We start from the raw sequence: 23,565 nt of genomic DNA, 5'->3' as shown, positions 1-23,565 counted from the left end.
AGGCATCGGAGACGACTAATTCGTTAACAGAATCAAGCCCCCGTATTCATACGAGGACGAGCTGAGTCTGGGTGACGACGGCGACCAGCTTGCCGTCCTCGGTTTCCAGCCGGGTGGTCCAGACCTGGGTCCGCCGCCCCCTGTGGATCGGGGTCGCGGTCGCGATGACCGTGGTTCCCTGCTTGGCCCCGCCGATGAAGTTGGTCTTGCTCTCCAGCGTGGTCGTGCCCTTGGCATCGTCAGGCAGATTGATCACGGTCGCCGCCGCACCGACGGAATCGGCCAGCGCCATCACCGCGCCGCCGTGAATGGTGTGATGAAGCGTGCAGAGATCGGGCCTCACCGTCATCCGCGCTACCACACGGTCCTTCTCGGCTTCGACGAACTCGACGCCCTTGAGCTCGGCGAACGGCATCTTCATCGCTTTGAGTTTCTCGAGCGGCGTCATCGGATATCCTCCCAATTCATTGTTGTCCCAGCGTGAATGGCTTCGCGCGGCAAAGCAATGACGTCAGAGGTAATCGCCGTGCTGACATCTGCGCCCGCATTTGCGCATATGCTCTTCCCATGCGCCACTTCCCCCCCCGCCGTATCGTCTGCCTGACCGAAGAGACGGTCGAAACGCTCTATCTGCTGGGCGAGCAGGATCGCATTGTCGGCGTCTCCGGCTACGCCGTCCGGCCGCCGCAGGTGCGGCGCGAGAAGCCACGGGTGTCGGCCTTCGTCTCGGCGGACATCCCGAAGGTCCTGGCGCTGGAACCGGACCTCGTGCTGGCGTTCTCCGATCTTCAGGCCGGCATCGTTGCCGATCTCGTCCGCGCCGGCGTCGACGTCCACGTCTTCAACCAGCGCGACGTCGCCGGGATCCTGACAATGCTCCGCACCCTCGGCGCGCTGGTCGGCGCGGCCGAGCGCGCCGAGGAACTCGCGCGAAGTTTCGAAAAGCGCCTCGCTGCGATCGCCGAGACGCCCCGCCGTCTGCCACGGCCAAAGGTCTATTTCGAGGAGTGGGACGATCCGCTGATCTCGGGCATCGGCTGGGTGTCCGAACTGATCGAGATCGCGGGCGGCGCGGATGCGTTTCCGGAGCTGCGGCATCAGCAGGCCGCGAAGGATCGGATCGTTTCGGCGGACGCGGTACGCGAGGCCGCGCCCCAGGTGATCCTTGCATCTTGGTGCGGCAAGAAGGTCGTGCCGGCCCGCATCAAGCAGCGCGATGGATGGAGCGAGATTCCCGCCGTGCGCGACAACCGCATCGTCGAGATCAAGTCACCGATCATACTGCAACCGGGGCCTGCCGCGCTGACGGATGGGCTCGATGCGATCGTGAAGGCGTTGTGGGGGACGTGCTCTTGACCTCTCTGCCGTCATTGCGAGCGCAGCGAAGCAATCCAGAATCTTTCCGCGGATACATTTCTGGATTGCTTCGCTGCGCTCGCTTTGACGGTTGAGGCAGCCTTCGTATCTCACGTCACCGCGTTCACGACCTGATATTCCGGCTGCCGCCACACCTCGCCTGCGATCACGTCCTCGATGATCTCGGCCGCCCGAACGATCTCGCCTTCGCCGATGTACAGCGGCGTGATGCCGAACCGCATGATGTCGGGCGCGCGGAAATCGCCGATGACACCGCGGGCGATCAGGGCCTGCATGGCGGCGTAACCGCCGTCGAAGGCGAATGAGACCTGCGAGCCCCGGCGCTCTTGCGTGCGTGGGGTGACGAGCTTCAAGGACGGACATCGGCGTTCGACCTCGGCAATCAGGAGATCGCCGAGCGCCAGCGAACATGCGCGGACCTCCCGGATGTCGACGCGGTCCCAGATGTCGAGCGAGGCTTCCAGCGCCGCCATTGCAAGCACCGGCGGCGTGCCGACACGCATCCGCTCGACGCCACCGGCAGCCGCATAGGCCAGTTCGAACGCAAACGGCTTTGCATGCCCCATCCAACCCGACAAGGCGGCGCGGACGCTGTCGGCGTGTCGCGGCGCGACGTAGAGGAACGCCGGCGCGCCGGGGCCGGCGTTGATGTATTTATAGGTACACCCCGCAGCGAAATCGGCGCCGCTGCCCGCGAGATCGACCGGCAGCGCACCAGCCGAATGCGCGAGATCCCAGACGGTGACGATGCCGAGCGCATGCGCCTTCGCCGTCAGCCTCGCCATGTCGTGGCGGCGTCCGGTGCGATAATCGACCTCGGTGATGTAGAGCACCGCGATCTCCTCGGACAACGAATCCTCGATTTCCTCCGGCGCAGCCAGGCGCAATTGATGGCCGCGCCCGAGCGTCGCGATCAGCCCCTCGGCCATGTAGAGGTCGGTCGGGAAATTACCGGTGTCCGACAGGACGACCTTGCGCGACGAGTTCATGTCTAGCGCGGCGGCAAGGGCCTGATAGACCTTGAGCGACAGCGTGTCTCCAACCATCACGGAGCCGGCCTCTGCGCCGATCAGCCGCGCGATGCGATCGCCGACATGGCGCGGCTGCACATACCAGCCCGCGGTGTTCCAGGCGCGGATCAACTCGTTGCCCCATTCCGCCGTGATGACGCGGTTGACGCGCTCGGCAACGCCGAGCGGCAGCGCGCCGAGCGAATTGCCGTCGAGGTAGATCACCCCGTCAGGCAGATAGAACAGTGCTTTGGTGTCGTCATAGACGCGAAGCCTGGTCATGGACATCTCTACAATATCGTACGCACGCGCCAGAGTTCGGGGAACAGCTCGACCTCCAGCATGCGCTTGAGGTAGCTGACACCGCCGGTGCCGCCCGTGCCGCGCTTGAATCCGATGACGCGCTCGACCGTCGTCACGTGGTTGAAGCGCCAGCGGCGGAAATAATCCTCGAAGTCGACCAGCTTCTCGGCAAGCTCGTAAAGCATCCAATGCGTCTCAGGCGCCTCGTAGACGACACGCCAGGCCTGCAGCACGCCCTCGTTGAAGCTATGGGTCTCGCGAACATCGCGCGCCAGCACGGCCGCCGGCATCTTGAGCCCGTTGCGGTCGGCGAGCCGCAGCACTTCGTCATAGAGACTTGGCGTCGCGAGTTCGGTTTCGAGCAGCTCGGTCGTTTCCACATCGTGCGCGTGCGGCTTCAGCATCGCGTGGTTGCGGTTGCCGAGCAGAAATTCGATCAGCCGGTATTGCCGCGACTGGAAACCCGAGGACTGGCCAAGCTGGGAGCGGAAGCGCGTATACTCGCTCGGCGTCATGGTGCGCAGCACGTCCCAGGCACCATTGAGCTGTTCGAAGATGCGCGACATCCGTGCCAGCATCTTCATCGCGGGCTGCACCTCATCCTTCGCGATCGCACGGCGAGCGGCGCTGAGCTCATGGATGGCGAGGCGCATCCACAGTTCGGTGGTCTGATGCTGGATGATGAACAGCATCTCGTCATGCGCTTCCGAAAGCGGATGCTGCGCGCCGAGGATCGCGTCCAGCGCCAGATAGTTGCCATAGGACATGCGCCGGGCGAAATCGGTCTCGGCGCCTTCGCTTGAGGGATCGTAATCGCTGGACGTCATGACAGGCCCTTTCGATCGATCTTGCAGGCCTCGTCAGTCGAGGCCGATCAGGCGCGCGGTGATTGGCGACGACGGATCTTTCAAGGCATCGATCACGGTAAAATGGTTGAGCCCGGGATCGACGACGAGGCGCGTCGGCACGTCGAATCCAGTCCAGACATTGGCCATCAGATCGGACTGGCGGATGAATTCGGGTCGCTCGCCGCCGCCGACCCAGGCGGTCACAGGCGAGTGTCCACGCGGCAGATGCAGCGCGGCGCTTTCCAGCGTCGCCTCTTCCATCGTCATGCGCAGCGTCTCGTTCATCCCAGTCTTGAGCAGCGGTCGCAGATCATGCAGGCCGCTGATCGAGAGCGTGCCGGCAATGCGGTTGTAGACGGCGGGCTCCAGCCGGCTGTCGTCGCACAGCATCCGCGTGACGAGATGGCCGCCGGCGGAATGGCCGGCGAGCCGGATTGGCCCTGCGACGAGCGAAGCCGCTTTCGCAATCGCGGTGGTGATTTCCGCCGTGATGTCGGAGATGCGCGCGGCCGGCGCCAGCGTGTAGCTCGGCAGCGCCACGGTCCAGCCATGAAGCCGCGCGCCCTCGGCCAGATCGGTCCAGGTCGATTTGTCGAAGCGCATCCAGTAGCCGCCGTGAACGAACACGACGAGGCCCTTGCTGTCGCCCTCGGGCAGGATCAGGTCGAAGCGCTGGCGCTCGCCCGGACCGTAGGCGATGTCGGCGCGAAAATCCTTCAGCCCGGCGCGGTAAGCCGCCGCTCGTTCCGCCCACTGTGCCGGCATCTTGTCCGAGCCCGGGATGTGGGCCGAATTGGCATAAGCGTCATCCCAATCGCGCATTGTTGCTCCCAAGGACTCAGGCCCCGTGACCAGGCGCCAGTCTGCCATCGAGGCGGCCGCCATCCTAGTCTTTATTTTAAGCTTAAAGCATCTGGGAGAGCCGGTGGATTGGGCAGGCGCCGCTCGCGACGACCCGAGCGCAGCGAAACAACCCAGAGTTTTTCCGCGGCGGTAGCCTGGATTGGAGAAAGCACAGTTCGCCGCTACGCCTTCTCCACCCCGCACCAATCCGCGATGAACAGCGCCATCGCCTTGGTCGTCTTCTTCAGCGAATCCAGATCGACATATTCGTTGAAACCGTGCATCTCGCCGCCGCTGGCGCCGAAGCACAGGCTCGGGATGCCGTGATTGAGCCCGTAGAAACGCGTATCGGTGAGCGCGGTGAAGACGAGGTCTTCGACGGCGCCGCCATAGACGGTGTTGAAGGCCTTGCCGAACGCGGCCTCGGGCGCGGCGGCGTTGGTCAGTTCATACCCCTCCGAAAGGAAGCCCGACCATTCGATCTCAGGCGGATTGTTGGCGAGGAAGCGGTGGTTGCGCGCGGCAGCCGCAACGCAGGCCGCGATCTCCCTCTGGTGATCGGCGATCGACCAGCCAGGCAGCACCGCAATCCGGCAATCGACGTCGCACCAGGCCGGCACGCTCGAGGCCCAGTCGCCGCCCTTGATGATGCCTGGGTTGAAGTTGATGGGATGGTTCAGCGTCTTGAAGTGCCGATCCGCCTTTGCGCGCTCGTTCCATTCGATTTCGAGTTTTTGCAGCGCCTGGATCAAATGATAGGCCGCCATGATGGCGTTGGCGCCGGAGCCGGCAAAGGCGACATGGGTCGGATGGCCCTTCACGCGCAGGCGAAACCAGATCACGCCGACCTGCGAGCGCACCATCTTGCCCCCGGTCGGCTCAGGAATGAAGCAGGCGTCCGCGCGATAGCCGCGCTGCAATGTCGAGAGTGCGCCGACGCCGGTGCTCTCTTCCTCGATCACCGACTGGAAGAGGATCCGTGCCGTCGGCTTGAGGCCCGCGGCCTTGATGGCATCCAGCGCGTAAAGCGCGCCAATGGTGCCCGACTTCATGTCGCAGGCGCCGCGGCCGAACATCTTGCCGTCCTTGATGACGGGCGAGAACGGCGGGGTGTCCCACAATTCCAGCGGCCCTGCCGGCACCACGTCGCAGTGGCCCTGCAGGATCAGCGACTTGCCGGCCTCGGTCTTGGGGCGATAAGTGCCGACTACCGAGCGCGCCCTGGAGAAATCATGCTCGATCGGGCCGAAGCCGCGCAGATCCTTGAGATCGTCGACATTGATATGCCAATCGTCGACCTCGTAGCCACGCTCGCGCAGGAGGTCGCCGATCATGTCCTGGCACGGCCCTTCCGCTCCGCGCGTCGAAGGGATCGCGACGAAATCGCTTGTGGTCGCAAGCTGGGCTTCGAAGCCGGCATCGACGGCGTCAAGAATCCTCTGCTGCGTCTCGGCATTCATCAGGCAACTCCAATCGGGCATTCAGATCATCGATGGAGCGCAAGCTAGCCGATTTCAGCCGTTCGGGTACTCTGCAAAATAGGCATCCCGCAATGCATCTTCGAGCAGTCGGCCTTCCGAATAGCCATCGAGCGTGGCGGGGCGCGTCACGCCGTCGAGCAGGCGCGGGCACGGCTCGGGCGCGCCGAGCACGGTGCGTACCGGAATGCGCTCGGCATAGATCGGCAACTCATAGTCCTCATCATCGTCGGCGACACCCTTGGCGCGGATTTTCGCCGAGGCCTCCTCGATCTCCATCGCGATGAAGGAGGTCGCCTTGATCTCCTGTGTGTTGCTTGCCCGCAGGCTCGCCGTGCGCTCGGGGAAAAAGCGATCGACCATGGCGGTCACCGCCCGCTTCTTCTCCTCGGAATCGGTAACGAGATAGGCCGTACCGAATGCCATCACGGCCCGGTAATCTGCGGAGTGGTTGAAGCCGCAGCGCGCCAGCACCAGGCTATCGAGATGGGCGACCGTCAGGCAGACGCGCTCGCCCTTGGTCTGGTTGCGCAGCATGCGGCTGGCGCTCGAGCCGTGCCAGTACAGTTTCGTCCCCTCGCGCCAGAAGAAAGTCGGCGTGCAATAGGGCTGGCCGTCGATCGCATAGGAGACGTGGCAGAGCATCGAGGAGTCCAGGATGCGATGAACGGTGTCGTGATCGTAGAAGCCGCGGTCGTGACGGCGCTTCACCTGGTTGCGCGCCGACGTCGGGTAGGAATTCTGGCTTTCAGTCTGGCTCACGGCCGCTCCTGTCGGGCTTTGAACAGTTCCAGGATGGTTGTAGCGGCCGATTTGGTCTGTGATAGTACCAATTCCATGCAAAAAATTCCGACCAATTTCGCCGCCTCGCCAGCCAAGGCCGAACTGCCGCTCAACCTCACCGGTCCGCACATCACGGCGGGCGCCTCGTCGGCGCACCGGCTTTACCAGGCACTCTGCGAGATGATCGTTTCCGGCCTGGTGAAACCCCGCGAGCCGCTGCCACCGTCGCGCACGCTGGCGAAACAGACCGGCTTTCGGCGCAACGCCGTCGTCACCGCCTATGAGCGCCTGATCGCCGATGGCTTTGCCGACGCAATTGTGGGTTCCGGAACGTTCGTCGCCGCGCGCATCCCGGCGCGCGCGGCGGAGCCGAAGAAACCGAAGGCGGTGGTCGAAACGCCCGGACAAGGCGCGTTCTCCCTGGGCTGTACCCATATCGATGAGCGGGCGGTGCAGCGCTTCCGCGCCTTCGTCGGCCGGCGCATGCGCGCCTTCGGGTCCGAGCATCTGCACTATGGCGACCCGCGCGGCAGCCGCGAACTGCGCGCGGCGATCGCCGATCATCTGCTCTCCGCGCGGGGCCTGCGCTGCGATCCCGACCAGATCATGCTGACGTCGGGCACGCTGCACGCGCTTCGCATCGTGCTGAGCGCGATCCTGAAGCCGGGCGACCAGGTCTGGTGCGAAGACCCGGGCTACCCCGCGGCGCGCAAGACCATCGCGCATTGCGGCTATCGCGCTGCGCCCGTTCCCGTCGACGAACACGGCATGCGCATCGCCAAAGGCCGCGCTGCGGCGCCCAACGCGCGCGCGGCCTATGTGACGCCGTCGCACCAGTTTCCGCTGGGCGTGCAGATGTCGATGCCGCGGCGGCTCGAGCTGCTGGACTGGGCGAGGCAGGCCGGCGCCTTCGTGCTGGAAGACGACTACGACAGTGAGTTCCGCTATGACGGCGCGCCGCTGATGTCGCTTGCCGGCATCGATCACCTCCAGCGCGTGATCTACATGGGCACGTTCGCCAAGACGTTGTTTCCGGGCCTGCGCATCGGCTATTGCGCCCTGCCCGAGCGTCTGATCGCGGACGTCACCGCGGCGCGCGCAGCCCTCGACCGCTTTCCAGGCACGCTGATGGAAGGCGCGGTGGCCGACATGCTCAATTCCGGCGCGTTCGCCGCGAACCTGAAACGGGTACGAAAGCTCTATCGCGAGGCGCGCGATGCGCTGGCCGAGACACTGGAAGCCGGCTCCGACGGCGTGCTGTCGGTGCCGGTCCCGTCGCAGGGTCTGCACCTCGTTGCCCGGTTCGATCCTTCGGTCGATCCGGCGGTGGCAGCGCATGCAAAACAGGCGGCCGGCGCGGAAGGCTGGCTGCTGGCCGACACCTACACGCGCGCGCGCGCCCTGCCCGGTTTCGTGCTGGGATTTTCCGGCCACGCGGTTCCGAAGCTGGTGGCATCCGCCGAGCGGCTCGCGCGGGAATCGCGCGCGGCCCTGGGTGTGCGGCGCAAATCGGCCCGGCGGGCCTGACCAACGTTCACTATGAGAATCGGCTGCCGCTCCCTACATTGCGGGATTGTGCCGGGACCTCACATCATGCTGCTGCACCGTGCGATCTTCCTCTCGCTCCTGATCTCCATCACGCTTGCCGCGGCGGCGCGCGCAGGCACGGTCGGACGCGAGCAGGACATCGTCGATCTCAAGCTCGGCCAACGCGTGCAGGTGGATGACGGAACCTGCCCCGCCGGGCAGGTCAAGGAGGTGCGCGGCGCCAGGATGACCGACAAGGGCGTGGCGCGGACCAGCTCCTGCGTGCCGCGCTACGGTCCGAAATTGAGGTGACGGCTACGATTTGGCCGGATCGAACATGCACTGAAGGGTCGGTTTGGCGATCTTGGTAAAGGTCGGGCCGATCTCACCCTGCTTCGACGTCGGCACCCAATCGGTCTCGATGGTTGGCACGCCGGTCTCGCTGATGCCGCGCAGCAGGGCCTCGCGCAAATCACGATCCTCGACGACTGCGGCGGCATGGTCGTGCAGACAGCCGCAGACCTCCTCCGGATGCTCCCAGCGCCCGAGCATGCGCGGCGCGCACTGACGCACGAATTCGCTACGCGGATCCGGCAGTCTGGAGGGCGCGCGCACCTGCGCTTGAGCGGCAGCGATGGTCAGAAGTGAGACGAACGCCGCAGCGCAGAGACGAACAATCATGATGGCCTTTATCGGCTGATTTCTTGTTGGCGATCAGAAGCGCGCGGCGACCACGATCGGCTGCGGCGCCGTGACCGTGACCGGCGAGCCGCTGTACTGGAAGGTGCCGATACCGGGAAGGCTGCCGTCCGGCGCGCCCGCGAACGAGGAGCCCGCGAGCACGAAACCGAAAGCAAGGATGAAGCTGAGCGCGCGCATGGACTTGTCTCCAGGTTCCGTGGCCGGCGGGTTCCGCCGTCTCGTTGCAAGGTTGATAACCATGGGCGGTTTCGCGCGTGATGCGCCAAAAGCGGAAAATGGTTTCATGTTCGTGAGAATTGTTTCGTCCCGTTCAAAGCGACGAAACATTCGGCGGAAAATCCCAATCTTTTCAGACGGTCGTGCCGCTGCCCGAAGTGGTCTGATAAGTCCCCCTGCGAGCTCGGACGCAGGCCGCCGTCATGCTTCCGCCTCACACGCTTCACATGCGTTTTACGTTTTTCTGCTGAAGAGAAGCCAAACGAGGGCTGGGCCTGTCGAACCGGGGAAGCTTCGGCTGCGACCCAAGCCATCGAGACCCAGACGCCCGGGATCACCGGGCGCGTTCATTTGAGGAATGGCCATCATGATGGCGCAAGATCGCGCAACGGCGCGCGATGCTGACCAACGGACGGACCGCGGGGACCAACGCCCTGGCCGCAGCAGCACCACGTCGCCTGGCGCAATGGCGCAGCAATCGAGGCGCGGCTTCGAAGCCGCGCCGCAGATGTTCGTGCGGCTGACCGGCTCGCATCTTGCAAAACCGCGGGCCAGCCGCGAACCCGTCACTGGGTGAAGAACTCGCCGCATTTCTGGACGTTTGCGTCCGTCGGTCCCCACGGCATGATCGGCACGGTCGAGGTCGAGTTCTTCGGCGACCCCTCGATCAGCCTGTCCGAATAGACCATGTAGACCAGCACGTTGCGCTTGGCATCACAGCCGCGAACGATCTGCATCTTCTTGAAGAAAAGCGAGCGGCGCTGGCGGAACATGTCGTCGCCCTGCTCCATCTTGCTGGCCTTGAACTTGATCGGGCCGATCTGGCGGCAGGCGAGCGAGATGTCCGAGACCTCCTCGGCAAGGCCGAGCCAGCCCTTGAAGCCGCCCTTCTCCGGCACCGTGAAATGACAGGCGACGCCCTCGACCTCGGGGTCGTCGAGACCGTAGGTCGCGAGCTTGTCGTTCGGGCTCATCCATTTGAACACGGTCGAGCGGCGGAAAATCAGATCCGGCTCGTCGGCTGCGGATACGGACGCCGCCGGCACGACCAGAGCCAGGAGGAATAAAGCGAGGCCTTTCAAGCGGATGCTGGGAAGACCGGGGAAACGAGATGACATGAAGTTCTCCAGTAACAAGTCCCAACAATGTAGGCATCGGGCGGCCTGTCAGGAAGGTGACCCGCGGGCCGATACAGCCGCCGTTTACCGCTCCGTGAGGCTTTTTTGCTACGGTTTGGACAAATGTAGCTGATGGCAGAACTGCCGTGCTGGTGAACGCGTATCCCCTCTGAGAGACTAACGTCTGATTTGGATTATGGATTCGAGGATGAATAGCGTGTGCGTGTCCGGTGTTTCTGCCAAGCCGACGCGGCTGTGGCAGGTGGCCATTTTGACGGCCGCAGGTGCAATCGGTACGGCAAGCCAGGCGGACGCAGCATTCTATTACTGGACGGATTATTCCGACGGATCCTACGGGCGCCAGGAGCGCCACCTCGAAGTCCCGCGCCAAAAGCCGCACAAGCGCGGTGCGGTGGGCAAGAAAGAAAGCTTCGCCGAGAAGGAAGCCGGCACGAAGCCGCAAGGTCCTCTCGTCATCGTCGTCTCGATCGACCGGCAGAAGGTCACCGTCTACGACACCAACGGCGTATTCGCGGAATCACCGGTGTCGACAGGCATGAAGGGCCATTCGACGCCGATGGGCGTGTTCAGCGTCATCCAGAAACACAAATTCCATCATTCCAACATCTATAGCGGCGCGCCGATGCCGTACATGCAGCGGATCACCTGGTCAGGTGTCGCCATGCATGCCGGCGTCCTGCCCGGCTATCCGGCTTCGCATGGCTGCATCCGCATGCCGACGGCGTTCGCGGTGAAGATGTGGAACTGGACCAGGATGGGTGCGCGCGTGATCGTCTCGCCCGGCCAGATGTCGCCGCAGAACTTCTCGCATCCGCTGCTCGCCTCCGTGCGCGTGCCGCCGCAACCCGCCGCCAGCGTCGTGCCGCCGACGACGGTCGGCGACAAGGCAGACAAGGGCGCGGTCGATCCCAAGGTCACCGAAGCGAAGCCGGTCGAGACAAAGACGGCCAGCGCAGACGCCGTGCTCGAACTGCGGTCGACGGTCGGCCACGCCGTGATGTCGGATGCGACGACCGGCAACGCGCCGGCCCGCGACGCGGCGGCCAAGACTGAAGACAAGACCGAAGACAAGGCCGAGACCAAGATCGAAACCGCTGAGGCGGCGAAGCCTCAACCCGCAGAGGCCACAAGGCCGGCCGACACCGCGAACAGCGAAGCGAAGCCCTTTGAGGCTGCCGAAGCGCCCAAGGCGACGACCGCCGATGACAAGTCCGCTGAAAAGGACGCAGCCAAGCGTGAGCAGGCTGAAGTCCCGAAGACGGCAGCCTTGAAGTCCGAAACGGCCAAATCTGAGACGACGCCCGAGCAGGCCGCTTCGCCGGACGCGAAAAGGGACCAGACCCGCATCGCCGATCCCGCTCCATCGGCGAAGCTGGAAGCGCCCCGGCGCGCCGGCCAGATCGCAGTCTTCATCAGCCGCAAGGATTCCAAGCTCTACGTGCGGCAGAATTTTGCACCGCTGTTCGAGGTGCCCATCACGATCGCCGCGAGCGACCGGCCGCTCGGCACGCATGTCTTCACTGCCGAGGTCGACAAGACCGACTCCAATTCGCTGCATTGGTCGGTGGTGTCCTTGCCGGTGTCCGCCCGTTCCGCCGCGCGCGAGGACGACAGCCGCCTGGCGCGCCGTCAGCGCGGCGCGGCCGTGATCCCGGTCGCCGCGAAGCCCGTGATCACGCCCGACAGCCCGGCCGAGGCTCTCAGCCGCATCTCGATCCCCGCCGATACGATGACGAAGATCAACGAGATGCTGACCTCGGGCGGCTCGATCATCGTCTCCGACCAGGGCATCAATCAGGGCGAGACCGGAGAAGGCACCGACTTCATCGTCCGCCTGTACTAGCGTGCTTCGGCGCGTCAGATAACGCGGTATTGAGCAGGCGCCTCGTGCCGGTGGAGTAATGTCAGGCCCAGGATCACGTCGGGGGACGTCGTCATGCTGAACCGCAGGACCATGCTCGCCGCGCTTGTCGCGACAACCTCGTCTGTTGCACGTGCGCGAGCCGATAGCGGCATGAGCCGGATCTCGGCCTTCGCCTTCACTTTCCCGGCCTTGTCAGGCGAAGATATCCGCCTTGCGGCGTTCACCGGCCGACCGCTGCTGGTAGTCAACACCGCCTCGCTCTGCGGTTACACGCCGCAATATGCCGGCCTGCAAGACCTCTGGACCGAGTTTCGCGAGCGCGGGCTCGCCGTGATCGGCGTCCCCTCAAATGATTTCGGCGGACAGGAGCCCGGCGGCACCAGTGAGATCTCGGAGACCGCCCATCACCAATATGGCGTGACCTTCCCGATTGCGGCCAAGGCTGTCGTGGTTGGGGCGAAAGCGCATCCGTTCTACAAATGGGCAGCAGAGGCCCGGCCGAGGGAGGTCCCGAAATGGAACTTCCACAAATATCTCATAGGCCGGGACGGCTACATCGCCGCGGTATTTTCGTCCGCGGTCGAACCGGCCGATACGCGAATCAAGACGGCCATCGCCAAGGCACTGGCTGAGACTTGACTTGACGCAAACGCCCCATCCGGTTGGGCACAATTGTGACGGCGCGCCAAACAGCCGTTGCAATGGCGAGGGCCCACCATCTAGGCTAGGATCGTTTGGGGCAGGATGGTTTTGCCGGAGGCGAAAAGCCACGGCGGAACAACGGGATCAATCTCGAGGACAACACCATGCGTGTGGCGGCAGGACTGATTTTGGCAAGCGCGATGTCTTTAGGCATGACGGGCGCGGCATGGTCGCAGACCGCCGCCGCAAAGCCCGCAGCCGCGACGCAAGCCGCGCCGGCGGCAACGCCGGCCGCGGCAGTGCCCGCTGCGGCTCCGGCAGCCACTCCAGCCGTCGCTCAGCCCGCGGGCTTCGTCAATCCGCCGCCGCCGCAACAGGCGCCGCAGCCCGCCCGCGCCGCCTGCAACACACCGGGCGCGCTCGGCGTCGCCCGCACCGTCGAGATCGACACCACGGGCGGTCCCGGCTTCGGCTTCGAGCATTTCAAGGAGCTCGACTTCCTGCGCGACAAGGAGGTGGTGCTGACCTTCGACGACGGTCCCTGGCCCAAGAACACGCCCGCGGTCCTGAAGGCACTCGCCGACGAATGCACCACCGGCATCTTCTTCTCGATCGGCAAGCACGCCACCTACGAGCCGGAGATCCTGAAGCAGGTCTATGCCGCCGGCCACACGGTCGGCACCCACACCTGGTCGCACGCCAATCTCAACAACAAGAAGCTCACCGAAGCGCAGCGCAAGGAAGAGATCGAGAAGGGCCTGTCCGCGGTGAAGTGGGCGCTCGGCGGCATTTCGCCGTCGCCGTTCTTCCGCTTCCCGGCGCTCCAGCATCCGCCGGAGATGGTCACCTATCTCGGCAACCGCAACACCGCGATCTTCTCCTGCGACATCGACTCCTTCGACTTCAAGGCGTCCAAGCCCGAGAAGGTGATCGAGACCGTGATGAAGAAGCTCGACAGCAAGGGCAAGGGCATCATCCTGATGCACGACTTCCAGAAGCACACCGCCGAGGCCCTGCCCGAGTTGCTCAAGCGCCTGAAGGCTGGCGGCTACAAGGTGGTGGCGATGCGCGCCAAGTTCCCGGCCTCGACGCTGCCCGAATACGACCAGGAGCTGCTCAAGGACGTCAAGCTGCCGACGGTGAGCACCCGGCCGGTCAACAGCGTCGTGACGACGGTCTCGGAATAAAAGGCCATTGTCTTTCCGTTTCGAAGGCTACGTCATCGTCTCCGCGGACGGCATGCTCGCGGATGCTGCGCATGTCATGCCCGACAGTCTGAAGTTCGAAGGCGACAAGCTGTTCTTCGAACAGGCGCTCGACCGTGCAGCGCTGATCGTGCACGGCCGGCATTCGCACGAGCAGCAGCCGAACTCGCCGAAGCGCAAGCGGCTGATCACGACCCGCAGGATCAAGACCCTCACTGTCGACCCGGAGATGCCGAACGCGACGCTGTGGAATCCGGACCATTCGAGCTTCGAGGACGCCTGCGCCTTCGCCGACGTCGCCTCGGGCACCGTTGCGATCATCGGCGGCCCCGTCGTGTTCGACATGTTCATGGACCGCTACGACACGTTCTGGCTATCTGAAGCCCCGCATTTGCGCCTGCCCGGCGGCGAAGGCTGCTTTGTCGGTGTCCCGGAGCGGACGCCGCACGAGGTGCTGGCTTCCCACGGGATGAGGCCGGGCACGCCTTACATGCTCGACGCGGCGCATGACGTCACCGTCACGCCGTGGCGTCGGGCGGCGGCGCGATAGCGCCACCCAACTCGCGGAACCTCATACGTCCCCGTACGCCGCCTCGGCCGGGCGGGTGGTGCGGCCATAGCCGATGATCATGCAGAGCGCACCGATGATCGACAGGTTCTTGAGCGCGTCGACCAGCATCTTGGCGTTGTCGGGCGCCGCCATGTTCCAGAAGTCGTAAAACAACACGGTTGCGACCGCGACATAGATGATCAGCAGCATGGCGAAGAAGCGCGCGCCGAAATTCAGCGCGATCATCAGGCCGGCAATGACCTCGAGCGCCCCGACCGCGATCGCCAGCAACTGCGGTGTGGACATCGCCGTCGCGGTCTCGAGCTGCTTGGCATAGGGCGCGACCATGTCGGGCACCACGACCTTGGTGGCGATGAAATCGGCCGTCGCCTGGATGGCAATGAGCTTGGTCGCGCCCGAGTAGATGAACAGCACGGCGAACAGTATTCGCCCGAAAGTCACGAACGCTGGCATGATCGGCCTCTTGGCTCAGGCTTTCTGAAACCGGAATTTGGCGAAAGCACCAGGCGATTATGATGAGTCATTCGCCGGTTTACAAACGCGGAAATCGCGAAATCGATTTGAAAAGATTGAACCGCCGACGCGCCGAAGGTGCGCCCCCTCGCCCCGCCTGCGGGGAGAGGTAACGCCCCGACGCCTCTACGTAAACAACGTCGGCTGCTGCCGCGCCGCGCGCTCCTGCGCTTCGACCACCGCAACTGCCGTCATATTGAGGATGCCGCGCGCCGTCACCGAGGGGGTGAGGATGTGCGCGGGGCGCGCCGGGCCGATCAGGATCGGGCCGACGGGCAGCGCATCCGCGAGCGACTTGATCATCTGATAGGCGACGTTGGCGGTATCGAGGGTCGGCATGATCATGATGTTGGCCTCGCCCTCGAGCTTGGAGTGCGGCAGCACCATTTTCCGCGCAGCAGCCGAAAGTGCGGTGTCGCCCTGCATCTCGCCGTCGGCCTCGATCTCCGGATGCTTCTCCTTCAGGAGCTGGGTTGCCCGCCGCATCTTGCGCGAGGACTCGGTGTCGTAGCTGCCGAAATCCGAATGCGAGACGAAGGCGATCTTCGGCTTGATGTTGAAACGCTGGACATGAACCGCCGCGAGCGAGGCGATCTCGGCAAGCTCTTCGGCACTCGGATTGGGTCGCACCTGGGTGTCGGCGATGAAGAAGGCGCCCTTGCTGGTGATCAGCAGCGCCAGCGCCGCATAATCGCTGATCCCTGCCGAGAAGCCGACGATCTCGCGGACATGACGCAGATGGCTCATGTAGCGCCCCTCGACGCCGCAGAGCATCGCATCCGCCTCCCCGCGCGTCACCGCGAGCGCGGCGATGACCGTATTGTTGGTGCGCACTACCGTGCGCGCCGCATCCGGCGTCACGCCGCGGCGGCCGGCGACCTCGACATACGACTGCACATAGGATCGATAGCGCGGATCGTCCTCGGGATTGACGAGGTCGAAATCCTTGCCGGCCTTGATCGACAGACCGAAGCGCTGGATGCGCGCCTCCACCACCGACGGACGGCCGACCAGGATCGGCGTCGCCAGCTTCTCCTCCAGCACCACCTGCGTGGCGCGCAGCACGCGCTCGTCCTCGCCTTCGGCGTAGATCACGCGCACCGGCTGAGTCTTGGCCTTGGCGAACATCGGCTTCATGACGAGGCCGGAGCGGAAGGCGAAGCGCTCGAGCAGCGCGGTGTACTCGTCAAAATTGGTGATGGGGCGCGTCGCGACGCCCGATTCCATCGCGGCCTTGGCCACGGCCGGCGAGATGCGCAGGATCAACCGTGGATCAAAGGGGCTCGGGATCAGCGAGCCCGGACCGAAGCCTTGCGTCTCGCCGGTGTCAAAGCCCTGCGCTACCGCATCCGACGGCGCCTCGCGCGCGAGCTGCGCGATGGCCTCGACCGCGGCATGCTTCATCTCCTCGTTGATCGCGGTGGCGCCGACATCGAGCGCGCCGCGGAAGATGAAGGGAAAGCAGAGAACGTTGTTGACCTGGTTCGGATAGTCGGAGCGCCCGGTGCAGATCATGGCGTCGGGGCGGGCCTTGCGCGCCTCCTCCGGCATGATCTCCGGGGTCGGGTTGGCGAGCGCCATGATGAGGGGCTTTTCGCCCATCGCCTTGGCCATCTCCGGCTTGAGCACGCCCGGCGCCGAGAGGCCGATGAAGATGTCGGCGCCGCCGATGACGTCGGCGAGCGTACGCTTGTCGGTCTTCTGCGCGTAGACCGCCTTCCAGCGATCCATCGTGGTGTTGCGGCCCTCGTGCACGAGGCCGTCGATGTCGCAGACCCAGATGTTCTTGCGTTGCGCGCCCATCGACACCAGCAGGTTCAGCGTCGCGATCGCCGCGGCCCCTGCCCCCGATGCCACGATCTTCACGTCGGATAGCTTCTTGCCGTTGAGCCGCAGGGCGTTGGTGACGGCGGCGGCGACGATGATGGCGGTGCCGTGCTGGTCGTCATGGAAGACCGGGATCTTCATGCGCTCCTTGAGCTGCGCCTCGATCTCGAAACATTCGGGTCCGCGGATGTCCTCGAGATTGATGCCGCCGAAGGTTGGCTCCAGCGCAGCCACGGTCTCGACCACACGTTCGATCGTGTCGGCTGCGATCTCGATGTCGAACACATCGATGCCCGCGAATTTCTTGAACAGGACCGCCTTGCCCTCCATCACCGGCTTGGAGGCCAGCGGGCCGATATTGCCGAGGCCGAGTACCGCAGTGCCGTTGGAGACCACCGCGACCAGGTTGGCGCGGGTGGTGAGCGTGGCGGCCTCGGCCGGGTTCTTGGCGATCTCGGTGCAGGCGGCGGCAACGCCCGGCGAATAGGCCAGCGCGAGATCGCGTTGATTGGCAAGCGGCTTGCTTGCCTGGATCTCGAGCTTTCCGGGGCGCGGCAGCCGATGATAGGCCAGCGCCGCCTGGTGGAGATCATCAGAATAGGACGACATGCGGTCTCTGCCTCGCGTTACCGGCCTCAAAATGCACAATCCGGAGCGACCGTCCTAGTGGACGGCGATATTTCCGGGCCGTGGAAACGGGATGAAGCACGCCCGGCGCCCCGGTGGCAACATCCGATTACGCCCCCATCAACAGGGCGCGCGGTCAAATATCTGATAGCGTTAGCTTTCCCTGGACCGCATGGCATTTCGCGAATATGGCAGGTTGCGCAGTGCAAAACGAGCAACTGGAGCTGGGAATGAAGCGAATCCTGATCGGCCTGAGCGCACTCGTCGTACTCGCCGCAGGTGGGTGGTTCGGCTTCAATCTCTACATCCAGCACCGCGCCACCGCCGAGGTCGAGGCAGCGTTCGACCAGGTTCGTGCGAGTGGCGGCAAGGCAAGCCATGGCAAGATCGGGTTCGATCTGATGAGCCGGACGCTGACGGTCGAGGACATCGCGATCACGCCCGGCAGCGCGTCGCAGGCGCAGATCAAGATCGCCGGCATCAAGGGCACGGGCGTCCGCCTCCTCGACGAGACGCGCTTTTCGGCCGATAGCATCGACATCGCGGGGCTCGAACTCGCGCTGGGCGAAATCGGCCCGGCGAAGCTGAAAGGCTCGTACAAGATTCAGCAGCTGACCATGCGGGACTATGCCGGCCCCCTCCGCGCGATGAACGCGCCGGCGGGCGGTACACAGATCGACATGTACCGCTATGCACTCGAACAATATGCGAGTGTGACGGCATCTTCGGTGACGGCCCCGACCCTGGCTTTCACGTTCGATGGAGGCGGCGGTGCCGCCGGCAGCGGCGACATCTCCTATTCCGGGCTGACGATCCGGAATCTGAAGCGCGGCAAGATCGACGCCATGACGGCGGACCGGGTCAACTTCACGATCAACGTGCAGGGATCGGGCAAGGCGGACAAGGTGACCGGCGAAATCTCCACCATCGCGGTCAACGATATCGACGTGACCGCGATCACTGCCGCACTCGATCCGCAGAAGGCGGATGACAGCAGCTATCACCGGGCCTACGGGCAAATCTCGACCGGACCATATGTGGCGACGTCGACGCTGGGCATGCGTATGCAGATCGATGGGATCGCCATCGACGATATTGCTATCCAGCCGTCGAAATTCCGGTTGGCCGAGGTCCTCGCCTTGTCGCCGGCCAGCGACGGCTCGTCACGTCCGACGCCAGCGCAATCGCGCGAGATGATGGAGAAGCTCGCGGGACTCTATGAGGGCGTTCGCGTCGGCAGGGTCGATATCGGCAATCTGTCGATGACGACCCCGCAGGGGACGCCGACGCTGAAGGCGATCAGATACCGAGAGGGCGAATTCGCCCTCGAAGGCCTCGATGCGCCCACGCCGCAAGGCCAGATCAAGATGGAGCGCTTCACGCTCAAGGCCTTCAGCGTACCAAACTTGCTGCGTTGGACGGCAGGCTTCACCGATCCCGGCCAGCGGCCCTCGCCGGACCAGATGCTGGGCCTGTTCCGGGTGCTCGAAGGCGCCGAGATCCGGGGAGTGGTGGCGCCTTACAAGAACACCAAAAAGCTGGTCACGATTGACACGCTGAGCCTGGACTGGGGGCAGCTGGTCGGGTCGATCCCGAGCAAGGCGCATGTGGTTGCCAAATTTGTCGCGCCCACCGATCCATCCGACCCGAAGCAGCTCACATTGATCCTCAGCGGGATCGACAAGTTCGCGATCGACCTCGATCTCGGCGCGGCGTGGACAGAGTCGTCCAACAGCTTCGTTCTGACGCCGGCAACCCTCGACATCGCAGGGATCGCAAAAGCGCAATTGCGTATCGCGCTCAGCAACGTGCCACGCGACGTGTTTTCGGCCGATCCTGCCCAGCTTATCGGTCAGGCGGCCCGGATTGAAGCCGGCTCGCTCGAATTCTCAGTGCGGGACAACGGTTTCGTCGATTCCGCCGTGACGCAGAATGCGCGAGGGCGAAACGTCAGCCGCGACGCCGCGCGCCAGGCGCTCGTCGACCGCGTCAGGGGGTACCGCGCGGACGTCGCCGCCGCTAATCCGGATGCGGGCACGGCCGTGGATGCGATCGCAAGCTTTGTCGAGACGCCGGGCCAGACGCTCGTCATCAAGGTCACGCCCCGCGCCAAGGTGCCGTTGATGCAATTGATGCAGCTCATCCAGGCCGACCCGGAAAGCGCGCTGGCGCAATTCCGGATCGACGCGTCGACGGGGCTGTAAGCCAGAACGGCGGAGCGCTCCCTCGCCCCGTTCTTGCGGGGGGAGGGTTGGGGTGAGAGGCTGCTTCCACAATCACGATGAGAGTTGGACTCGCGGAGAGTCCCCCTCAGCCGGAATTAGCCCTTCTGCGGCAGGTTCACCTTCACATGCAGCTCGCGAAGCTGCTTGGTGCTGGGTTCCGACGGCGCCCCCATCAGCAAATCCATGGCTTGTTGATTCATCGGGAACAGCGAGATCTCGCGCAGATTGTTGGTGCCGCAGAGCAGCATCACGATGCGGTCGACGCCGGCGGCCATGCCGCCATGCGGCGGAGCGCCATACTGGAAGGCGCGGTACATGCCGCCGAAGCGATCGACGACTTCCTGCTCGCCGTAGCCTGCGATCTCGAACGCCTTCACCATCGCTTCCGGCACGTGGTTACGGATGCCGCCCGAGGCGATCTCGTAGCCGTTGCAGGTGATGTCGTACTGGAACGCCTTGATGGTCAGCGGGTCCTGGCCCTTGAGCGCATCGAGGCCGCCCTGCGGCATCGAGAACGGGTTGTGCGAGAAGTCGACCTTCTTGTCGTCCTCGTTGTACTCGTACATCGGGAAGTCGACGATCCAGGCGAGCTCGAAGCGCTCCTTGTCGGTGAGGTTCAATTCCTCGCCGACCTTGTTGCGGGCAAGGCCCGAGAACTTCCAGAACTTGTCGGGATCCCCGGCGACGAAGAAGGCGGCATCGCCTTCCTTGACACCAATCTGCGCGCGGATCGCAGCGGTGCGCTCGGGACCAATGTTGTTCGCGAGCGGACCTGCGCCCTCTCCGCCCTCGCGCCACATGATGTAGCCGAGGCCGGGCTGGCCCTCGCCTTGCGCCCACGAATTCATGCGGTCGCAGAAGGCGCGGCTGCCGCCGCCCGGTGCCGGAATCGCCCAGACCTGGTTCTTGGGGTCTTCGAGCATGCGCGCGAACACCTTGAAGCCGGAGCCGCGGAAATGCTCGGAGACGTCCTGCATCTCGATCGGGTTGCGCAGGTCCGGCTTGTCGCTGCCGTATTTGCGCAGCGCTTCGGCGAACGGGATGCGGCGCCAGTTCTTGCTCACCGGCTTGCCCTTGGCGAACTCCTCGAACACGCCGGTGATGACGGGCTCCATCGCCGCGAACACGTCTTCCTGCGTGACGAAGCTCATCTCGACGTCGAGCTGATAGAACTCGCCCGGCAGACGGTCGGCGCGCGGGTCCTCGTCGCGGAAACAGGGCGCGATCTGGAAATAGCGGTCGAAACCCGACATCATCAAGAGCTGCTTGTACTGCTGCGGCGCCTGCGGCAGCGCGTAGAATTTTCCCGGATGGATGCGCGAGGGCACCAGGAAGTCGCGCGCGCCTTCCGGCGAGGACGCGGTCAGGATCGGGGTATTGAACTCGAAAAAGCCCTGCCCCTCCATGCGCCGGCGCATCGACTTGATGATGTCGATGCGGGTCATGATGTTCTGGTGCAGCTTCTCGCGGCGCAGGTCCAGGAAGCGATACTTGAGGCGGATGTCCTCGGGATATTCCTGGTCGCCGAACACCGGCAGCGGCAGGTCGCCGGCCGGTCCCAGCACCTCGATCTCAGTGACATAGATCTCGATCTTGCCGGTCGGCAAATCGTCATTGTCGGTGCCCTCGGGGCGGCGGCGGGCCTTGCCGTCCATCCGCACCACGAATTCCGAGCGCAGCTTTTCGGCCTGCGAGAACGCCGGCGAGTCCGGATCGACTACGCACTGGGTCAGGCCGTAATGGTCGCGCAGGTCGATGAACAGCACGCCGCCATGGTCGCGAACGCGATGGACCCAGCCTGAAAGGCGGACCGTCTCGCCGATGTTGCCCTCGCGGAGCGCGCCGCATGTATGTGACCGGTAGCGATGCATGGTCGTCCCAAAATGATGTCTGAGGATCGAATCGGACGGCCGAAACGGCCGGTCCAGAGTTGCGGCAGGGTTTACCCGACGAGACCCGGGGCGGCAACCGAGGGAACGCGCTGTTTTGGGGCCGAACCGCCCATTTTTGGCCAGCCAAGGCCAGAGCCTTTGCCGATCGGCGTTCCCTGCCTATCTTGAGCCCATGACAGTCCATTTCCCCTTCCAGAACTCCTACTCGGCGCTGCCGGACAGCTTCTTCGCCCGCGTCGCGCCGACCCCGGTCGCGGCCCCCCGGCTGATCAAGCTGAACCGGCCGCTGGCGGTCCAGCTCGGCCTCGATCCCGATGTCCTGGAGACCCCGGAGGGCGCCGAAATCCTGGCCGGCAAAACGGTTCCCGCCGGCGCCGATCCCATCGCGATGGCCTATGCCGGCCATCAGTTCGGAAATTTCGTGCCCCAGCTTGGCGACGGACGGGCGATCCTGCTCGGCGAAGTCATCGACAAGGACGGCGTCCGCCGCGACATCCAGCTCAAGGGCTCGGGCCCCACCCCGTTCTCCCGCCGCGGCGACGGCCGCGCCGCGCTCGGGCCGGTGCTGCGCGAATACATCGTCAGCGAGGCGATGTTCGCGCTCGGCATCCCGACGACGCGTTCGCTCGCCGCGGTGGTCACCGGCGAGCACGTCATCCGCGAGACCGCGCTGCCCGGCGCCGTGCTGACCCGCGTCGCCTCCAGCCACATCCGCGTTGGTACCTTTCAGTTCTTTGCCGCCCGCCGCGACACCGAGGCGGTCCGCCGGCTCGCCGATCACGTCATCGCCCGCCACTATCCGGAGCTATCAGGCACCGAGCGGCCCTATCACGCACTCCTCGCCGGCGTCGTCGCACGGCAGGCCGATCTCGTCGCGCGATGGCTGCTGGTCGGCTTCATCCATGGCGTGATGAACACCGACAACAGCTCGATCTCGGGCGAAACCATCGACTACGGCCCCTGCGCGTTCATGGATGCCTACAATCCCGCGCAGGTGTTTTCCTCGATCGACGAGATGGGCCGCTACGCCTATGCCAACCAGCCGCGCATCGCACTGTGGAATCTGACGCGGCTGGCCGAATGCCTGTTGCAGTTGTTCGGCGAGGAGCAGGAGAAGGCGGTCGAGCAGGCGCAGGAAATTCTCGGCGCATTCCCTGAGACGTTCAGCAAGGCCTATCAAGCGGGCCTGCGCAGGAAGGTCGGCTTGTTCACGGAGCGCGACGGCGACGAGGCCCTGATCCAGGACCTGCTCGACACCATGGCGAAGAACCAGGCGGATTTCACCCTCACCTTCCGCAAGCTGGGCGATGCTGCAGGCGATCCGGCCGCGGACGACGCGCGCGCAGAGTTCATGGACCCCGCAGACTTCGACGACTGGGCCAGGCGCTGGCACGAGCGCACGGCTTGGGAGCCGCAGACAGCGGCCGAACGGCAGGCCGCCATGCACGCCATCAATCCGATCTTCATCCCGCGCAACCACCGCGTCGAGGCCGTGATCCAGGCCGCCGTGAACAATGACGACTATGCGCCCTTCGAGGAGCTGGTGAAGGTACTGGCCAAGCCCTACCAGGATCAGCCTGAGTATGCGGCCTACGCCGATCCGCCCCTGCCGGATGAACGGGTGCTGCAGACGTTCTGCGGAACGTAAGGCGAGCCGGGCTTCGCAGGCAGCCCTTCCATCGAGCCGCCCATCGCCGGGCCGGCCACGGCGCGCTCTGCGGATTTTCCGATGATGGCATCATGCCCCTGTTTTGCCCGACGTGTCAACGTGCGTCGAGAGGCGCGTAAGCCATTGTCCCGGCAACCTCGGCTACTGTGCATGGGGTTGTTTTCAAGATTTTTGTGCGGCATGCGACCCAGCGCCCTCGCCGGCGCGTCCTGTGGATTCCGAGCGCCGCGGAACCGCTGTCATCAAACTGAAACACACGCGCTCTAACCGCCTGTCAGGGTCGTCTTGCCGGAGGCGTCCATCC

21 protein-coding genes are annotated in these 23,565 nt (G+C 64.7%); 9 read left to right on the top strand and 12 right to left on the bottom strand.

From position 1 onward, the window contains the following. Positions 1 to 46: 46 nt before the first annotated feature. Positions 47 to 448 (bottom strand): PaaI family thioesterase, encoded by a 402-nt coding sequence (locus NR187_RS33445; RefSeq protein ID WP_211385494.1) that lies wholly within the window; start codon positions 446 to 448, stop codon positions 47 to 49. A gap of 119 nt (positions 449 to 567) precedes the next feature. On the opposite strand from NR187_RS33445, the gene NR187_RS33440 reads away from it, so the two are divergent. Continuing rightward, entirely contained in the window at positions 568 to 1,356 is a 789-nt protein-coding gene (locus NR187_RS33440; protein WP_211385493.1) for a cobalamin-binding protein, read from the top strand. 110 nt (positions 1,357 to 1,466) lie between these two features. Here NR187_RS33440 and kynU read toward each other — a convergent pair whose 3' ends face one another. From kynU to NR187_RS33415, 5 genes are all read right to left on the bottom strand, one after another. Further along, positions 1,467 to 2,669, bottom strand: a complete 1,203-nt coding sequence (kynU, locus tag NR187_RS33435) for a kynureninase (RefSeq protein WP_211385492.1) — start codon at positions 2,667 to 2,669, stop codon at positions 1,467 to 1,469. Between the two features lie 8 nt (positions 2,670 to 2,677). After that, positions 2,678 to 3,517, bottom strand: a complete 840-nt coding sequence (kynA, locus tag NR187_RS33430) for a tryptophan 2,3-dioxygenase (RefSeq protein WP_211385491.1) — start codon at positions 3,515 to 3,517, stop codon at positions 2,678 to 2,680. Between the two features lie 33 nt (positions 3,518 to 3,550). Then, positions 3,551 to 4,360: an alpha/beta hydrolase gene (locus NR187_RS33425; RefSeq protein WP_211385490.1), complete on the bottom strand. Its 810-nt coding sequence runs from the start codon at positions 4,358 to 4,360 to the stop codon at positions 3,551 to 3,553. A gap of 203 nt (positions 4,361 to 4,563) precedes the next feature. Beyond that, positions 4,564 to 5,841, bottom strand: coding sequence for an ArgE/DapE family deacylase (locus tag NR187_RS33420; protein WP_256809275.1), 1,278 nt, complete (start codon positions 5,839 to 5,841; stop codon positions 4,564 to 4,566). Positions 5,842 to 5,895: 54 nt separating this feature from the next. Further along, positions 5,896 to 6,621 carry a pyridoxamine 5'-phosphate oxidase family protein gene (locus NR187_RS33415; RefSeq protein WP_211385488.1) on the bottom strand — a complete coding sequence of 242 codons (726 nt, stop codon included), beginning with the start codon at positions 6,619 to 6,621 and terminating at the stop codon, positions 5,896 to 5,898. 75 nt (positions 6,622 to 6,696) lie between these two features. Here NR187_RS33415 and NR187_RS33410 point away from each other — a divergent pair, with 75 nt between their 5' ends. Together NR187_RS33410 and NR187_RS33405 are read left to right on the top strand one after the other, a co-directional pair. Next, entirely contained in the window at positions 6,697 to 8,169 is a 1,473-nt protein-coding gene (locus tag NR187_RS33410) for a PLP-dependent aminotransferase family protein (protein WP_256809273.1), read from the top strand. A gap of 66 nt (positions 8,170 to 8,235) precedes the next feature. Continuing rightward, positions 8,236 to 8,481: a DUF6719 family protein gene (locus NR187_RS33405; protein ID WP_211385486.1), complete on the top strand. Its 246-nt coding sequence runs from the start codon at positions 8,236 to 8,238 to the stop codon at positions 8,479 to 8,481. Positions 8,482 to 8,484: 3 nt separating this feature from the next. Here NR187_RS33405 and NR187_RS33400 read toward each other — a convergent pair whose 3' ends face one another. From NR187_RS33400 to NR187_RS33390, 3 genes are all read right to left on the bottom strand, one after another. Next, on the bottom strand, positions 8,485 to 8,850 hold the full coding sequence (locus NR187_RS33400; RefSeq protein ID WP_211385485.1) for a hypothetical protein: 366 nt from the start codon (positions 8,848 to 8,850) through the stop codon (positions 8,485 to 8,487). 33 nt (positions 8,851 to 8,883) lie between these two features. After that, a complete protein-coding gene (locus NR187_RS33395; RefSeq protein ID WP_211385484.1) occupies positions 8,884 to 9,048 on the bottom strand; it encodes a hypothetical protein in 165 nt (54 codons plus the stop codon). A gap of 605 nt (positions 9,049 to 9,653) precedes the next feature. After that, positions 9,654 to 10,205 (bottom strand): CreA family protein, encoded by a 552-nt coding sequence (locus tag NR187_RS33390; RefSeq protein WP_256809270.1) that lies wholly within the window; start codon positions 10,203 to 10,205, stop codon positions 9,654 to 9,656. Positions 10,206 to 10,413: 208 nt separating this feature from the next. Here NR187_RS33390 and NR187_RS33385 point away from each other — a divergent pair, with 208 nt between their 5' ends. The 4 genes from NR187_RS33385 (at position 10,414) to NR187_RS33370 (ending at position 14,487) form a co-directional block, all read left to right on the top strand. Further along, positions 10,414 to 12,069 carry a L,D-transpeptidase gene (locus tag NR187_RS33385; RefSeq protein ID WP_256809268.1) on the top strand — a complete coding sequence of 552 codons (1,656 nt, stop codon included), beginning with the start codon at positions 10,414 to 10,416 and terminating at the stop codon, positions 12,067 to 12,069. A gap of 93 nt (positions 12,070 to 12,162) precedes the next feature. Further along, on the top strand, positions 12,163 to 12,729 hold the full coding sequence (locus NR187_RS33380) for a glutathione peroxidase (RefSeq protein WP_256809264.1): 567 nt from the start codon (positions 12,163 to 12,165) through the stop codon (positions 12,727 to 12,729). 167 nt (positions 12,730 to 12,896) lie between these two features. Beyond that, positions 12,897 to 13,919 (top strand): polysaccharide deacetylase family protein, encoded by a 1,023-nt coding sequence (locus tag NR187_RS33375; RefSeq protein ID WP_211385480.1) that lies wholly within the window; start codon positions 12,897 to 12,899, stop codon positions 13,917 to 13,919. A 7-nt stretch (positions 13,920 to 13,926) separates the two neighbouring features. Next, positions 13,927 to 14,487, top strand: coding sequence for a dihydrofolate reductase (locus NR187_RS33370; RefSeq protein ID WP_211385479.1), 561 nt, complete (start codon positions 13,927 to 13,929; stop codon positions 14,485 to 14,487). Between the two features lie 21 nt (positions 14,488 to 14,508). On the opposite strand, the gene NR187_RS33365 is transcribed toward NR187_RS33370, so the two are convergent. Continuing rightward, positions 14,509 to 14,961, bottom strand: a complete 453-nt coding sequence (locus tag NR187_RS33365) for a DoxX family membrane protein (protein ID WP_211385478.1) — start codon at positions 14,959 to 14,961, stop codon at positions 14,509 to 14,511. A 186-nt stretch (positions 14,962 to 15,147) separates the two neighbouring features. Further along, positions 15,148 to 17,457 (bottom strand): NADP-dependent malic enzyme, encoded by a 2,310-nt coding sequence (locus tag NR187_RS33360; RefSeq protein WP_256809261.1) that lies wholly within the window; start codon positions 17,455 to 17,457, stop codon positions 15,148 to 15,150. 248 nt (positions 17,458 to 17,705) lie between these two features. On the opposite strand from NR187_RS33360, the gene NR187_RS33355 reads away from it, so the two are divergent. After that, positions 17,706 to 19,679, top strand: coding sequence for a hypothetical protein (locus NR187_RS33355; RefSeq protein ID WP_211385476.1), 1,974 nt, complete (start codon positions 17,706 to 17,708; stop codon positions 19,677 to 19,679). Positions 19,680 to 19,795: 116 nt separating this feature from the next. On the opposite strand, the gene aspS is transcribed toward NR187_RS33355, so the two are convergent. Continuing rightward, entirely contained in the window at positions 19,796 to 21,571 is a 1,776-nt protein-coding gene (gene aspS, locus NR187_RS33350; protein ID WP_211385475.1) for an aspartate--tRNA ligase, read from the bottom strand. A gap of 193 nt (positions 21,572 to 21,764) precedes the next feature. Between aspS and NR187_RS33345 the strand changes: the two genes are divergently transcribed. Continuing rightward, positions 21,765 to 23,240: a YdiU family protein gene (locus tag NR187_RS33345; protein WP_211385474.1), complete on the top strand. Its 1,476-nt coding sequence runs from the start codon at positions 21,765 to 21,767 to the stop codon at positions 23,238 to 23,240. Positions 23,241 to 23,565: the final 325 nt, after the last annotated feature.

The organism is Bradyrhizobium sp. Bra64 (assembly GCF_024519875.1).
GTDB lineage: Bacteria > Pseudomonadota > Alphaproteobacteria > Rhizobiales > Xanthobacteraceae > Bradyrhizobium > Bradyrhizobium japonicum_G.
The sequence above is the reverse complement of the archived record's forward strand: the minus strand, read 5'-3'. Positions and strand labels throughout refer to the sequence as shown.

Excerpts from the sequence above, each read along its gene's own strand:
- NR187_RS33445 (WP_211385494.1), bottom strand. The coding sequence starts at position 448 with ATGACGCCGCTCGAGAAACTCAAAGCGATGAAGATGCCGTTCGCCGAG.
- aspS (WP_211385475.1), bottom strand. The coding sequence starts at position 21,571 with ATGCATCGCTACCGGTCACATACATGCGGCGCGCTCCGCGAGGGCAAC.
- kynU (WP_211385492.1), bottom strand. The coding sequence starts at position 2,669 with ATGACCAGGCTTCGCGTCTATGACGACACCAAAGCACTGTTCTATCTG.
- kynA (WP_211385491.1), bottom strand. The coding sequence starts at position 3,517 with ATGACGTCCAGCGATTACGATCCCTCAAGCGAAGGCGCCGAGACCGAT.
- NR187_RS33390 (WP_256809270.1), bottom strand. The coding sequence starts at position 10,205 with ATGTCATCTCGTTTCCCCGGTCTTCCCAGCATCCGCTTGAAAGGCCTC.
- NR187_RS33385 (WP_256809268.1), top strand. The coding sequence starts at position 10,414 with ATGAATAGCGTGTGCGTGTCCGGTGTTTCTGCCAAGCCGACGCGGCTG.
- NR187_RS33405 (WP_211385486.1), top strand. The coding sequence starts at position 8,236 with ATGCTGCTGCACCGTGCGATCTTCCTCTCGCTCCTGATCTCCATCACG.
- NR187_RS33420 (WP_256809275.1), bottom strand. The coding sequence starts at position 5,841 with ATGAATGCCGAGACGCAGCAGAGGATTCTTGACGCCGTCGATGCCGGC.
- NR187_RS33365 (WP_211385478.1), bottom strand. The coding sequence starts at position 14,961 with ATGCCAGCGTTCGTGACTTTCGGGCGAATACTGTTCGCCGTGCTGTTC.
- NR187_RS33355 (WP_211385476.1), top strand. The coding sequence starts at position 17,706 with ATGAAGCGAATCCTGATCGGCCTGAGCGCACTCGTCGTACTCGCCGCA.
- NR187_RS33400 (WP_211385485.1), bottom strand. The coding sequence starts at position 8,850 with ATGATTGTTCGTCTCTGCGCTGCGGCGTTCGTCTCACTTCTGACCATC.
- NR187_RS33440 (WP_211385493.1), top strand. The coding sequence starts at position 568 with ATGCGCCACTTCCCCCCCCGCCGTATCGTCTGCCTGACCGAAGAGACG.
- NR187_RS33395 (WP_211385484.1), bottom strand. The coding sequence starts at position 9,048 with ATGCGCGCGCTCAGCTTCATCCTTGCTTTCGGTTTCGTGCTCGCGGGC.
- NR187_RS33375 (WP_211385480.1), top strand. The coding sequence starts at position 12,897 with ATGCGTGTGGCGGCAGGACTGATTTTGGCAAGCGCGATGTCTTTAGGC.
- NR187_RS33360 (WP_256809261.1), bottom strand. The coding sequence starts at position 17,457 with ATGTCGTCCTATTCTGATGATCTCCACCAGGCGGCGCTGGCCTATCAT.
- NR187_RS33410 (WP_256809273.1), top strand. The coding sequence starts at position 6,697 with ATGCAAAAAATTCCGACCAATTTCGCCGCCTCGCCAGCCAAGGCCGAA.
- NR187_RS33380 (WP_256809264.1), top strand. The coding sequence starts at position 12,163 with ATGCTGAACCGCAGGACCATGCTCGCCGCGCTTGTCGCGACAACCTCG.
- NR187_RS33345 (WP_211385474.1), top strand. The coding sequence starts at position 21,765 with ATGACAGTCCATTTCCCCTTCCAGAACTCCTACTCGGCGCTGCCGGAC.
- NR187_RS33425 (WP_211385490.1), bottom strand. The coding sequence starts at position 4,360 with ATGCGCGATTGGGATGACGCTTATGCCAATTCGGCCCACATCCCGGGC.